The following is a 12,624-nucleotide window of genomic DNA, read 5'->3' as shown; positions in this document are numbered from 1 at the left end:
TACTCTGAGCGTTTGACAGTCAAACTTATTCGTGATCAAATTTTGCGAAAAACGTAAATGCGTAAAGCGCAGCAATCCCAACTAGAGAATAAATAATTCTTGATAATGCTGAATCCTGACCTCCAAAAATGCCTGCGACTAAATCCCACTGGAATAATCCGACTAAAAGCCAGTTCAACCCACCTATAATCAATAATACAAGTGCTAAAGTATCTAAACCACGCATATATATCACCCTTTACAAATTTTATTCAACCTTTGTAAAGGTATTTTTTGCTTAAAGTCAAAAATTATGCATGTATTAGGAATGAAACTGTGCATTGAGTTAAATGCATTAATCCCCATACTCATTGAAGTACGGGGATCAAGGACTTACTTAAATTTACTTACAAACGTTAAGGCATATAAAGCTGAAAGACCAACTAACGTATAAACAATTCGTGATAATAGCGCGTCTTGTCCACCAAACAATGTCGCAACCAGATCAAATTGAAGCAATCCAACTAAAAGCCAATTCAAACCTCCAACGATAAGTAAAACAAGTGCAATAGAACCTAAACCTCTCATGCTGTTCCACTCCTTTGAAATGTTATACATGTTGCTTATTGAATTTTATGTGGACGACCGTGGTTTTATGATAACTATTCATTAAATCGTTTTTTAAAAATTTATGTATAAAAAGGCTCCACACTCAAGACGAGTGAAGAGCCTTATATAATTCAAATAACTTTTTTTATTTGGGTATTACATCATGCCCGGCATTCCGCCGCCCATGCCGCCCATATCAGGCGCGCCGTCGTTTTCATCTGGGTGGTCTGCAACAACTGCTTCAGTTGTTAGGAACATTGCCGCAACAGATGCTGCGTTTTGTAGTGCTGAACGGGTTACTTTAGTAGGGTCAACGATACCTGCGTCAACCATGTTTATCCATTCACCTGAAGCTGCGTTGTAACCAACACCTACTTCTTCGTGTTTTAGTTTCTCAACGATGATCGATCCATCTAAACCAGCGTTTTGAACGATTTGACGTACTGGCTCTTCTAATGCGCGAAGAACGATGTGTTGACCAGTTGCTTCGTCACCTTCGAGATCTAGGCTAGCTACTTTATTATAAATGTTAACAAGTGCTGTTCCACCACCTGAAACAATACCTTCTTCTACTGCTGCGCGAGTAGAGTTTAAGGCGTCTTCAATACGAAGTTTGCGTTCTTTAAGTTCTGTTTCAGTAGCTGCTCCAACTTTGATTACTGCTACGCCGCCTGCAAGTTTTGCAAGACGTTCTTGTAATTTTTCTTTGTCAAAGTCAGAAGTTGTTTCTTCTAATTGTGCACGAATTTGGTTCACGCGTGCCGCTAGCTTTTCAGTGTCGCCAGCGCCTTCAACGATTGTTGTGTTTTCTTTCGTTACAACAACTTTAGATGCGCGACCTAATTGATCGATTGTTGCACTCTTAAGGTCTAGACCTAAGTCTTCTGTAATGACTTCAGCACCAGTTAGAGTTGCAATGTCTTCAAGCATAGCTTTACGACGATCGCCAAATCCAGGAGCTTTAACCGCTACTGCATTAAACGTTCCACGAAGCTTATTCACAACTAATGTTGCAAGTGCTTCACCTTCAACATCTTCAGAAATGATTAAGATTGGTTTGCTTTGTTGTACAACTTGCTCTAGTACTGGAAGCACTTCTTGGATGTTAGAGATCTTCTTATCTGTGATTAAGATGTAAGGATCTTCTAATACAGCTTCCATTTTGTCTTGGTCAGTTACCATGTATGGAGAAGCATAACCACGGTCGAACTGCATACCTTCTACAACTTCTAGCTCAGTGTTGAAGCCTTTAGATTCTTCAATTGTAATAACACCGTCGTTACCAACGCGCTCCATTGCTTCAGCGATTAACTGACCAACTTCATTGTCAGCAGCTGAAATCGAAGCAACTTGTGCGATTGAATCTTTTCCTTCAATTGGCTTAGAAATTGAACGAAGCTCTTCAGTTGCAACCTCTACAGACTTTTCGATTCCGCGACGTAAGCCAACTGGGTTTGCACCAGAAGTAACGTTCTTAAGGCCTTCACGAATCATTGCTTGTGCTAATACGGTAGCTGTTGTTGTACCGTCACCAGCAACATCGTTTGTTTTAGATGCAACTTCAGAAACTAACTGAGCGCCCATGTTTTCAAATTTATTCTCTAACTCGATTTCTTTTGCGATTGTTACACCATCGTTAGTGATTAATGGTGAACCGAATTTCTTATCTAATACAACGTTACGTCCTTTAGGTCCTAAAGTTACTTTTACTGCATCAGCTAATGTGTCTACACCGCGAAGCATAGCACGGCGAGCTTCTTCGCTAAATTTTAGTTCTTTAGCCATAATAAAATGCCCTCCTTAATAGTATGTGTTCGTAGATTACTCTACTACTGCTAAAATGTCGCTTTCGCGTAAAACTAAGTACTCGTTACCGTTTTGCTTAACTTCTGTCCCAGCGAACTTAGAATAGATGACATGGTCACCTGACTTAACTTCTAGTTCTACTTTTTCACCGTTGTCAGTTACTCGGCCAGAGCCAACTGCAACAACTTTACCTTCTTGAGGCTTTTCTTTAGCAGAATCAGGTAACACAATCCCGCTTGATGTTTTTTCTTCTTGTTCTAGAACTTCCACGATTACGCGATCACCTAGTGGTTTTAACACGTCAAAAACCTCCTCCAAATTTATGTTGAAGATGATTATTAGCACTTAACATTGGTGAGTGCTAATTCCAATTATTATAATAATGAATCTCAGGAACTTTTGCAAGTAAAAAACCTAAATTTTTGTTTCATTTTTTATATTGTTATAGAATAAACCTTATAGAGATTTAGATTTCTGAAAGTATGATAAAAAAAGACTTAACTTTTTAGAAATGTAACGACTAAAGACGAGCGTAGGTGACGACGCCAGTGGGAACAGCACGAGCTGAAAATCCCACAAAACGAACGGAAGTGAGTTTTGTGAAGTTGAAGCGCGTGCCCACGGCAAGCGTTCACCGAAAGCGAGTCATAAATTAAGTTTTAATTAAAGGGGACGATCAACTTGCCAAAACGATATTGGGGAATCATTATACTTTACGTCGCAGCACAACTTTTCCCTGCTATAGGAATCCCGCTCGGAATATCCTTTTTTGGATTATCAGAAATAGATGCGATGGTTTTCTCTTCTATATTAGGAATGGCGATTGCATCCATTTTTATCATAAAAATATTAATGCCGGATATGAAGCAGAGTGAAATGCGAAATCGTCCAAGTTATGGCTATATGATTAAGTGGTCGATTTATGGTTTTTTCTTAGCCTTTTTAGCTCAATACATTTCGTCCATCATTAATGTGACCGTATTTGATATTGAACAATCTTCAGAAAACACTGCATTAATCATGGATTACATCGACAATAACATTTGGTTTATCATTTTACCAATTCTATTTGCGCCATTATTAGAGGAAATTATCTTTAGAAAAATCATTTTTGGGCAATTGTATAAAAAGATGAACTTTTTCCTAGCTGCCGTGATTTCATCTTCACTATTTAGTGTGCTTCATTTAGATTTCACGTTTACATTAACTTATATCGCGATGGGTCTTGTTTTTGCTTATTTATATGTAAAGACAAAACGAATTCTCGTTCCTATTTTAGTTCATATGGCCATGAATACGACGGTCGTATTGTTACAACTAACTGTGGATCTTGAGGACTTAGAAAAGCAATTACAGGAATACCAGAATGCAGCTATGATTTTAATTGGAGGATAATACATGAGAGCTTCACCATATTTTCTAGCAACGATGTACTTTTTAATGGGACTTGCTTTTGTTTATTTAGCATTGCAATATGCTGATGATACGATTTGGAATTTTGCAACGATTATTTTTACGATTGTTGCGACTTTTGACATCGGTGTAGCGATTCGTATTCTAACGAGATATTTCATATATAAACGTCTAAATAAAAAGGAATAATCCCTATCCGGATTATTCCTTTTCTGTATGTTCAATTCCTTTCATCTTAAAGGCAAACGGGATACTTAATGCAACAATAATCGCAGCTAAAATAAATGCTTCATTGATAGCCTGAAGAGTTGCCTCCTGCATCGTTAGTTCATCAAACAACATGTACTGGCCTCGTCTGACTTCATAATAAACTGAGAAAATGACAATACCAAGTGATGATGATATTTGACGAATCAGATTGTTCATTGCTGAGCCTTGAGCAACTAAATGGTCTGGAATAGCATTCATCCCAGCCGTTGTAGCTGGCATATTACCAAACCCTAAACCGAGTCCATGAACGATATTAATCGCCAAAAGCATCCAATAAGATGTACTTAAATCAACAAAGCCAAACATCAAACTCGCAAACGTTAAAATTATTAACCCTGTTGGTACGACGAGTTTCGGACCTTTTTTATCTAAGATCCTACCGCCAATCGTCATAAATGCGCCGCTTGCTAAAGCACTTGGCAGAAAGATTAACCCCGTCTTTACCATACTCAATTCAAACGCTTCCTGAATCATATACGGAAGTAAAAATAAGTTTGAAAACAGTCCAATTGATGCAGCTGATGTTGCAATAATCGAGTACCGGTAAGTTTTCACTTTAAACACCGAAAGTTCTAATAATGGCGAATCAAGCTTTAATTCATACTTGATAAACACAATAATTAAAACGATGCCCAATACAAGAATGCCTAGATTCATCCAGTTTACGGCCTGCTCAAAGTTACGTCCTTGGCCTAATACGTATAAAACTGCTCCAACTCCGGCTGTGATAATCGCAAATCCTTTCCAGTCAAAAATACGTGAAGGATCTGGCATTGTCTTAATTAGATATTTAGCTGAAAAGAAAATTCCTAATGCCGCAAATGGTAAATTGAATAAAAATAAGAAATACCAATCAAAATTTTCAGATATAACACCACCAATAGTCGGTCCAATAGCTGGTGCGACCATAGCGGATACCCCGTAGATTCCAACTGCATACCCGCGCTGATTTCTCGGGAAGGCTTGGAAAATCAAAGCCATGGCGTTTGGCATCATAAGGCCTCCAGCGATTCCCTGGATGGCTCTTGCGATGATCACCATACTTAACCATTGTGAAATCGCTCCTAAAATAGAGCCAAATGCGAATAATGATAGTCCAATAATGTATATCTTCTTCTTCCCATACCGGTCGCCTAAAAATCCTGTTACTGGCATCGTCATACCCATTGCAATCATAAAAATAGTCAGGATCCAACTGACTCCAACTGCATCGGTATCAAATATTTTCATGAGTTCCGGAAGTACCGGATTAAGCATACTATTATTTAAAATAACGGTGAACGTCCCCGTAATAACGGATATGACGACTAACCATTTTTGATCAAGTTTCCCCATGTTGGCCTCCAACATTATTTCGTTATACGAATTATTTTACTTCTAAATAACAGAAAAAGAAAACCCTACTCAGAGCTTTGCTTTAAAAAGTAAACTAACGTTTGTAGTTCAATGGATAAATCAATGTGATGCACCCGGACATGGTCTGGCACGGTTAACCTTGAAGGTGTGAAGTTTAATATACCTTCAATCCCGCAGTCAACTAATCGGTCAGTCACTTGTTGAGAAACTCTTGCTGGTACCGTTAAAATAGCAACTTTAATACCTTTCCGTTTTATCTCTTTTTCAAGATCATCGACATGAAAGATTGGAACTTCACTGATTTCAGACCCTATTTTACTATGGTTCGTATCGAAAGCCATTTCAACGCGGGTATTGCCTTTTTTCATAAAATTGTAGTGAAGTAAGGCCGTGCCTAGGTTACCAACACCGACTAAGGCAACACTTGCCACCTCATCCTGGTCAAGTAGCTTTCTAAAAAACTGAAGTAAGTGCGCAATATCGTAACCATAACCTTTACGGCCAAGCTCTCCAAAATAAGAAAAGTCTTTTCGGATCGTAGCCGAATCGACTTTAATCAGTTCGCTTAGTTCACGCGATGAGATGCGTGTTTTCCCTTGGTTATGAAGTAAATTCAAATGTCTATAGTATAACGGCAAACGTTTAGCAGTTGCCTGTGGAATCTTTTCCTCGGACATGATTTCGTCTCCTTTAATATGGTTCATTGCGTATTAGTGATAAAATAGATACACTAGTGCACGTTGAGGTGAATAAACAATGATTGTCATGCAATTAAATAATATAAGTAAATATTTTGGTGCTGACCTTATTCTATCGAAAATTAAATTAGAAGTACATCATGATGACCGAATTGCGATTGTCGGGCGTAATGGGGCAGGCAAATCAACCTTACTTAAAATCATGTCGGAACAAACTCCTTATGATGAAGGGGAGATTTTCAAGCCGAAAGATGTAACAGTTGGTTACCTTGATCAACATACAGGGCTTGATTCAGACCGTTCTATTTGGGATGAGATGTTAGAAGTATATACTCCATTAATACAGCTTGAACAAGAGCTTCGTCGAATGGAAGCAAATATGGCAGACCCTGAGTTTCTACAAAACGAAAAGAAATACGAACAGCTTTTATCACAATATGATGCTAAACAAAATGACTTCGAACAACGAGGTGGTTTTCATTACGAAGCTGACATCGAATCCGTACTGCAAGGGTTAAACTTTGGTGGTTTTGATTTTAGTACGCCAATCCAAGAACTAAGCGGTGGACAAAAAACTCGGCTCGCCTTAGGTAAACTACTTTTATCTAAACCTGATGTGCTCATTTTAGATGAGCCTACCAACCATTTGGATATTGATACATTACGCTGGCTCGAGGGGTATCTGAAAAGTTACCCAGGGGCTGTCGTCATCGTCTCACACGACCGCTACTTTTTAGATGAGACAGTTAACACCGTTTATGACGTCGCTTTTCAGTCCGTTAAAAAGTATCACGGGAACTATTCCTATTTCTTGCAAAAGCGGGCTGAAGACTATGAGCTTGAAGTTAAGCGATTCGAGAAACAACAAGAGGAAATTAAAAAATTAGAAGTCTATATTCAGAAAAACATCGCACGTGATTCAACAAGTAAACAGGCCAAATCAAGACGTAAAAAGCTAGAGAAAATGGACAAGATGGATAAACCAACATTGGATGACCATTCAGCCAAATTCTCTTTTGATATAAAACGAAAAAGCGGTAATGATGTGCTGAAAGTCGAAAATCTATCGGCCAAATACGCTGCGCTCGATGATCCAGTATTTAGTGATGTGTCCTTTCGAGTTAATCGGGGTGACCGAATCGCAGTTGTCGGCCCGAACGGCATTGGTAAATCAACGTTATTAAAAGCTATTTTGGACCGTATTGACCATGTTGAAGGAAACATTCAACATGGAACCAATGTGGAGTTTGGCTATTATGATCAGGAACAATCCACATTAAATCCACATAAAACGGCTCTACAAGAATTATGGGATGAATATCCTTTAATGCCAGAAAAAGATATTCGAACAGTCTTGGGCAATTTCTTATTTACTGGAGACGATGTACTAAAAACAATCGGTATGTTAAGTGGTGGCGAGAAAGCGCGAGTGTTACTTGCAAAACTAATGATGCAAAAGGCAAATGTTCTCATTATGGACGAGCCAACTAACCATCTGGATTTAGATAGTAAAGAAGTGTTAGAAGCAGCGCTTAGTGACTTCCCTGGTACAATTATCTTTGTCTCACACGATCGTTATTTTATTAATCGTATTGCTAGTCAAATTCTCGAATTGTCAGATGAAGGTTCACGCATGTTTTTAGGAGATTATGATTATTATTTAGAGAAGTTAGATGAAGAAGCGCAGCTTGAGGCGATTAAACAGGCTGAAGCTACACAAAAACAACAAGAACAAATGCCTAATCAACCAACTAATAAGCAGCTTCAACGAGAACGACGCAAGATCGAACGGAGAATCAAATCCATCGAGGAACAAATTGTGGAGCATGAACAAGTGATTGAAGAGCATGAACCGAAGCTGTACGAACCAGATTACGTCAATGATTACACAAAGCTTCAAGAAATTAATCAAACAATTAAAGAAAACGAGGAAGCCATTGAAGCTTTAATGGAAGAATGGGGAGAATTACAGGAAGAATTGGAGTCACTGGATTAATCACAGGTTATCAACAGAAAAAAGTGGATGAATTCAGTTTTCAACAGGGTTATCCACTTTGTCCACAATAAAACAGTTGGTTATCCACAGATTTTACCCACAAATTAAACATCTGACACATTAATATTTGCATTAAAAAATCCACAGGCTCAGAATAAGTCTGTGGATTTAATATATTACCCTAGCATTAAACCAGGGTTAGCATTTAGTTTTGAATCTTTAAATTGGCCGTTATGGTATTCAATAGACGCAGCAGCTCCAATCATAGCCGCATTGTCTGTACATAAATATAGCGGTGGAATCATTAATTCAATGTCTTCATCTTGAAACTTTTGATTAATTGCTTCACGTAACCCTTTGTTCGCTGACACGCCACCAGCTACAATTAGTTGTTTTACTTCCAAATCTTTCGCAGCTTGATATGTTTTTTGAACCAGTACATCAATTACACTATTTTGGAATGAAGCTGCTAAATCCTCAGTTCGGTAGCTTTCCCCTTTTTGATTTAGCTGGTTTAGTTTATTAATAACGGACGTTTTTAAACCACTAAAGCTAAAATCATAAGAGTCTTTTTCAAGCCAAGCTCTTGGGAAGTTATAAACATCCTCCCCTTCCTGCGCTAATTGATCGATCACAGGTCCACCTGGATACGGAAGTTTTAAAGCTTTAGCGACCTTATCATATGCCTCACCTGCAGCATCATCACGCGTTTCTCCAATCACTTCATAGTGCCCGTGCTCCTTCATATAAATTAACTCAGTATGTCCACCTGAAACGACTAACGATAGTAATGGAAACTGAAACTCTTTTTCTAATCTATTAGCATAAATATGACCGGCAATATGATGCACACCAATGAGAGGTTTGTTGTGAGCAAAGGCTAGAGTCTTCGCTGCATTAACACCGATGAGGAGAGCTCCTACGAGACCAGGACCTTCAGTGACTGCAAATGCATCTACTTCATCCATTGAGACGTCTGCCTCATTTAACGCTTGCTCAATGACGAGTGTGATTTGTTCAATGTGGTGACGCGATGCAATCTCAGGTACGACCCCGCCAAACTGCTCATGGATTTCCATTTGTGTTGCGACGACGTTAGATAGAATTTCTGTTCCGCCTTTAATAACCGCTGCAGCTGTTTCATCACAACTTGTTTCTATAGCTAATATCATTTCATTTGTTTTCATAATTTCACCCACATAACCAAGGCATCCTCTCCATCATCTTGATAATACTTCTCACGCTTACCAACGACTTCTAAACCAAATTGCTGATACATGTTTTGCGCCACTTGGTTAGATTCTCTAACTTCAAGCGATAATTCTGATGCGCCATGTTCTTCTACAGTATTTAACACCTCATTAAAAAGCTTCTTCCCAAGCTGTAACCCTCTGTATTTTGGTGATACAGCAATGTTAGTGATTTGAGCAGCTTCAAGCACAATCCATACGCCACAGTATCCAACAACTCTACCTTCCACTTCTATAACCAAATAATGAGAGAAGGAGTTTTTTAATAAATCATGTAAAAAGTCTCGCTTCTTCCACGGTGTACGAAACGATTCATTTTCTATGACGATCACATCTGGTAGATCCTCAATCACCATGTTTCGAACTTTTATATCATGTTTAACCTCATTCATGATTTATGACCTTCTTCACTCTTTTTTTGTAAGTTTGCTTCTGCCTCCGTGATTCTAAGATAATTAGGCTTCACAAGATGAATAGGTGTTTCTTTTTTACTTACTGCAAGCTGCCATAATAAACTAGCTTTTGGCAGGTTAAATGGTTGGGTAACCCAAACTCCACCACTTTGATTTATTTCATCCTTAAATGAACCACCATTTGGACTTACAAATAACACCTTTTCATTATAGTGCGACACTTTTTCTAACCAGCTTGTCATTTCGATATTACAATCGTCTTCTACACGTTCTATATGCCCTTCTGCTACACGATACAGACCTGCGTAAACATTACCTCTTCTAGCATCAAAAAATGGAGAGACAAGTCCATTATGATATAATAATGAGCTTGCAACGAGTTCTAAACTAGATACCGTCTTGATCGGAATGTTTAATGACCATGCTAACGTTTTTGCCGTCGTCATGCCAATTCGAATACCCGTAAATGAACCTGGTCCCTCGGCAACAACGATTTGTTCTAGCTCATTAGGCTTTAAATTAACTTGGTTCATAAGGTGCTCAATATTAGGCATAAGCTGAACTGAATGATTGCGCTTAATGTTTATCGTCATTTCAGCAGCCATCACGTCATCTTTATATAATGCAATACTCATAGGTTGATTGGATGTATCGATACATAATCCACTCTTCATGCAAAAAGCTCCTTACACACGTGTTCAAATTTGTCACCTATAGGTTTTAACTGTAATTCTCGATGTTCTTCACTGACTTTATTAATCTCAATTTCCAAGCGTTCTTCTGGTAAAAATTCATCGATAAACTTAGACCATTCAACAACAGAAACACCTTCACCATTAAAATACTCATCAAATCCAATATCTTCTTCTTGATTCTCTAAACGGTATACATCCATATGGTATAAAGGCAAACGCCCCTTATATTCTTTTACAATGGTATAAGTAGGACTATTCACAGTACGTTCAACTCCTAAACCTTTAGCTATACCTTTCGTGAATGTTGTTTTGCCTGCTCCTAAGTCACCATTAAGTGTAATGACATCACCAGGTGTTAAATACTTAGCTAAATTCTCAGCAAAATGAACTGTTTCTTGTACGCTTTCCATTCTTACTCGATACATCTAATCACCTTTACACTTTCCATGTTGGTACCCTTGTGAATCTAAACGACTTTTAGTACCATTTTTATTTATGTAAACAGTTGGATCATGATTATTGTCCAGAACCTTACCAATCTTTGAAACCTTGATTCCAGCATGTTGACAGTTAATTTGAATTTGTTTCAAATCATTTTGGCTGCAGGTACCGACTAGTTGAAAATCTTCACCTGTTGATAACAATAATTTCTCTAACTCAAAACCTTCAAGATAAGTCATATCGGGGTGAACAGGAATGTCCTCCCAATTGATTAACATACTAACGTTTGATGCGTCGGCTATTTCATTTAACTCAGATGATAGCCCATCACTGACATCGTTAAGACATATTCGATCAATCGTAGCAGTTGTATTAACGAAATCAAGCCTTGGTCTAGGTCTGATATGCTGTTTTATAAAATGATTATGATGTTGATAGTCACCTAACTGAAGTAACTTAAATCCATAACCTGATTCACCTAGATAACCTGTTACAAACACGGAATCACCAGGTTTTGCCACACTTCTTAATCTCTTTTTATTTTGATCTACCTGGCCAAAAACTGTAACGGTAACGACAAGTTGGTTAGAGGATGTTGTATCTCCTCCGATTAAATCCATTTTATATGAATCAGCTAATTCCTTCATACCATTCATGATTCGAACTAACTCTTGATTTGAGACCTGGTTAGAACTAGATATATTCACTATATAATATAACGGCTGACTTCCCATAGCTGCCAAATCACTTAAATTTGCAGCTAACACACGATAACCAACATCTTCAAAACTCATATACTCTAAGGAAAAGTGAATATTTTCAACCATCGTATCTGTCGCTATGACTAACTGCTGACTATAGTTTGGCTGAATAATCGCACCGTCATCCCCAATTCCTTTAACCACTGATGAATGTTTATAATATTTTGGTTTAATAGCCTTTATAAAATTAAATTCATCCATGTATAAGACCTACTTTTAATTAACTATTTCAAGCCTATCATAGCAAAAATTATAACTTATAGGAAATAGATTAGTTTCTACATAAAATTACCCCCTACGCCATCGTAGGGGGTAAGGGGGATGAAAAATAATAGGTTAAAAAAACAAAAACCTTGTGTATCACACAAGGCTAACACTTTTTAAACTAACATGGCGGTCCGGACGGGACTCGAACCCGCGACCTCCTGCGTGACAGGCAGGCATTCTAACCAGCTGAACTACCGGACCATATTGATGAATAAAACTAATCTATGTAATAAATGTAACTGTGATTTTGCAAAAAAAATACACGACTCATGGTCGATTTAATAAATTGGTTGCGGGGACAGGATTTGAACCTGCGACCTCCGGGTTATGAGCCCGACGAGCTACCAGACTGCTCCACCCCGCGATATTGTCAATTACTCTATTATTAGAGCCCTGACTATAAATGTTATTAACTTTTTAAATTGCTCGTCACGTTGCAAGCCAATTCGGCGATGCCTACGCTCCTCGCAAAACCTACGCAGAAGATGATTCAAGATGTTTACGGTCTTGCTCCACCCCGCGATGTTGTCAATCGCTCTAATTATTAGAGCCCTGACTAAAATATATAATGCCCGGCAGCGTCCTACTCTCACAGGGGAAACACCCCAATTACCATCGGCGCTAGAGAGCTTAACTGCTGTGTTCGGCATGGGAACAGGTGTGACCTCTC

At 38.4% G+C, this 12,624-nt stretch carries 14 protein-coding genes, 2 tRNA genes and 1 rRNA gene; 3 read left to right on the top strand and 14 right to left on the bottom strand.

Annotated features, from left to right (window positions below):
• Positions 1 to 25 precede the first annotated feature (25 nt).
• The 4 genes from ACFSW4_RS04005 to groES all read right to left on the bottom strand — a co-directional run bounded on the left by ACFSW4_RS04005 (position 26) and on the right by groES (position 2,694).
• Positions 26 to 226 (bottom strand): DUF378 domain-containing protein, encoded by a 201-nt coding sequence (locus ACFSW4_RS04005; protein WP_054752664.1) that lies wholly within the window; start codon positions 224 to 226, stop codon positions 26 to 28.
• A gap of 146 nt (positions 227 to 372) precedes the next feature.
• Complete coding sequence (locus ACFSW4_RS04000) at positions 373 to 567, bottom strand: DUF378 domain-containing protein (RefSeq protein WP_054752667.1); 195 nt, start codon at positions 565 to 567, stop codon at positions 373 to 375.
• Between the two features lie 177 nt (positions 568 to 744).
• Complete coding sequence (gene groL, locus ACFSW4_RS03995) at positions 745 to 2,373, bottom strand: chaperonin GroEL (protein WP_377327586.1); 1,629 nt, start codon at positions 2,371 to 2,373, stop codon at positions 745 to 747.
• 36 nt (positions 2,374 to 2,409) lie between these two features.
• Positions 2,410 to 2,694, bottom strand: coding sequence for a co-chaperone GroES (gene groES / locus ACFSW4_RS03990; protein WP_054752669.1), 285 nt, complete (start codon positions 2,692 to 2,694; stop codon positions 2,410 to 2,412).
• 381 nt (positions 2,695 to 3,075) lie between these two features.
• On the opposite strand from groES, the gene ACFSW4_RS03985 reads away from it, so the two are divergent.
• The gene (locus ACFSW4_RS03985) at positions 3,076 to 3,789 is read left to right on the top strand and encodes a CPBP family intramembrane glutamic endopeptidase (RefSeq protein ID WP_377327584.1); all 714 of its coding nucleotides are present in this window, start codon (positions 3,076 to 3,078) and stop codon (positions 3,787 to 3,789) included.
• Between the two features lie 3 nt (positions 3,790 to 3,792).
• Positions 3,793 to 3,996 (top strand): YdiK family protein, encoded by a 204-nt coding sequence (locus ACFSW4_RS03980; RefSeq protein ID WP_054752673.1) that lies wholly within the window; start codon positions 3,793 to 3,795, stop codon positions 3,994 to 3,996.
• A gap of 12 nt (positions 3,997 to 4,008) precedes the next feature.
• Here the strand turns inward: ACFSW4_RS03980 and ACFSW4_RS03975 are convergent, their stop codons facing one another.
• Positions 4,009 to 5,412: an MDR family MFS transporter gene (locus ACFSW4_RS03975; RefSeq protein WP_054752675.1), complete on the bottom strand. Its 1,404-nt coding sequence runs from the start codon at positions 5,410 to 5,412 to the stop codon at positions 4,009 to 4,011.
• Between the two features lie 65 nt (positions 5,413 to 5,477).
• Positions 5,478 to 6,110 (bottom strand): redox-sensing transcriptional repressor Rex, encoded by a 633-nt coding sequence (locus ACFSW4_RS03970; RefSeq protein WP_054752678.1) that lies wholly within the window; start codon positions 6,108 to 6,110, stop codon positions 5,478 to 5,480.
• A 79-nt stretch (positions 6,111 to 6,189) separates the two neighbouring features.
• Here ACFSW4_RS03970 and ACFSW4_RS03965 point away from each other — a divergent pair, with 79 nt between their 5' ends.
• Positions 6,190 to 8,127: an ABC-F family ATP-binding cassette domain-containing protein gene (locus tag ACFSW4_RS03965; RefSeq protein WP_054752679.1), complete on the top strand. Its 1,938-nt coding sequence runs from the start codon at positions 6,190 to 6,192 to the stop codon at positions 8,125 to 8,127.
• Between the two features lie 176 nt (positions 8,128 to 8,303).
• Here the strand turns inward: ACFSW4_RS03965 and tsaD are convergent, their stop codons facing one another.
• From tsaD to rrf, 8 genes are all read right to left on the bottom strand, one after another.
• Positions 8,304 to 9,314 (bottom strand): tRNA (adenosine(37)-N6)-threonylcarbamoyltransferase complex transferase subunit TsaD, encoded by a 1,011-nt coding sequence (gene tsaD / locus ACFSW4_RS03960; protein ID WP_279401431.1) that lies wholly within the window; start codon positions 9,312 to 9,314, stop codon positions 8,304 to 8,306.
• The gene (gene rimI / locus ACFSW4_RS03955; protein ID WP_054752684.1) at positions 9,311 to 9,769 is read right to left on the bottom strand and encodes a ribosomal protein S18-alanine N-acetyltransferase; all 459 of its coding nucleotides are present in this window, start codon (positions 9,767 to 9,769) and stop codon (positions 9,311 to 9,313) included. Before rimI ends, tsaD begins: the two co-directional genes overlap by 4 nt.
• Positions 9,766 to 10,464, bottom strand: coding sequence for a tRNA (adenosine(37)-N6)-threonylcarbamoyltransferase complex dimerization subunit type 1 TsaB (gene tsaB / locus ACFSW4_RS03950; RefSeq protein ID WP_377327581.1), 699 nt, complete (start codon positions 10,462 to 10,464; stop codon positions 9,766 to 9,768). Before tsaB ends, rimI begins: the two co-directional genes overlap by 4 nt.
• Positions 10,461 to 10,910, bottom strand: coding sequence for a tRNA (adenosine(37)-N6)-threonylcarbamoyltransferase complex ATPase subunit type 1 TsaE (gene tsaE, locus ACFSW4_RS03945; protein ID WP_054752689.1), 450 nt, complete (start codon positions 10,908 to 10,910; stop codon positions 10,461 to 10,463). The genes tsaB and tsaE overlap by 4 nt, the downstream gene beginning before the upstream one ends.
• Positions 10,911 to 11,888 carry a thiamine-phosphate kinase gene (gene thiL / locus ACFSW4_RS03940; RefSeq protein WP_377327579.1) on the bottom strand — a complete coding sequence of 326 codons (978 nt, stop codon included), beginning with the start codon at positions 11,886 to 11,888 and terminating at the stop codon, positions 10,911 to 10,913.
• Between the two features lie 190 nt (positions 11,889 to 12,078).
• Positions 12,079 to 12,155 (bottom strand) — tRNA-Asp (locus ACFSW4_RS03935).
• An 86-nt stretch (positions 12,156 to 12,241) separates the two neighbouring features.
• Positions 12,242 to 12,318, bottom strand: a tRNA-Met gene (locus tag ACFSW4_RS03930).
• Positions 12,319 to 12,524: 206 nt separating this feature from the next.
• A 5S ribosomal RNA gene (gene rrf, locus ACFSW4_RS03925) occupies positions 12,525 to 12,624 on the bottom strand; the annotation flags it as partial.

Source organism: Piscibacillus salipiscarius (genome assembly GCF_042685285.1).
Lineage (GTDB): Bacteria > Bacillota > Bacilli > Bacillales > Alkalibacillaceae > Piscibacillus > Piscibacillus salipiscarius.
Note: the sequence above shows the minus strand (reverse complement) of the source record. Positions and strands in the feature narration are given on the sequence as shown.

Coding starts and splice junctions, on each gene's coding strand:
- ACFSW4_RS03975 (WP_054752675.1), bottom strand. CDS start 5,412: ATGGGGAAACTTGATCAAAAATGGTTAGTCGTCATATCCGTTATTACG.
- tsaB (WP_377327581.1), bottom strand. CDS start 10,464: ATGAAGAGTGGATTATGTATCGATACATCCAATCAACCTATGAGTATT.
- ACFSW4_RS03980 (WP_054752673.1), top strand. CDS start 3,793: ATGAGAGCTTCACCATATTTTCTAGCAACGATGTACTTTTTAATGGGA.
- rimI (WP_054752684.1), bottom strand. CDS start 9,769: ATGAATGAGGTTAAACATGATATAAAAGTTCGAAACATGGTGATTGAG.
- ACFSW4_RS04005 (WP_054752664.1), bottom strand. CDS start 226: ATGCGTGGTTTAGATACTTTAGCACTTGTATTATTGATTATAGGTGGG.
- thiL (WP_377327579.1), bottom strand. CDS start 11,888: ATGGATGAATTTAATTTTATAAAGGCTATTAAACCAAAATATTATAAA.
- ACFSW4_RS03970 (WP_054752678.1), bottom strand. CDS start 6,110: ATGTCCGAGGAAAAGATTCCACAGGCAACTGCTAAACGTTTGCCGTTA.
- ACFSW4_RS03965 (WP_054752679.1), top strand. CDS start 6,190: ATGATTGTCATGCAATTAAATAATATAAGTAAATATTTTGGTGCTGAC.
- ACFSW4_RS04000 (WP_054752667.1), bottom strand. CDS start 567: ATGAGAGGTTTAGGTTCTATTGCACTTGTTTTACTTATCGTTGGAGGT.
- tsaE (WP_054752689.1), bottom strand. CDS start 10,910: ATGTATCGAGTAAGAATGGAAAGCGTACAAGAAACAGTTCATTTTGCT.
- groL (WP_377327586.1), bottom strand. CDS start 2,373: ATGGCTAAAGAACTAAAATTTAGCGAAGAAGCTCGCCGTGCTATGCTT.
- tsaD (WP_279401431.1), bottom strand. CDS start 9,314: ATGAAAACAAATGAAATGATATTAGCTATAGAAACAAGTTGTGATGAA.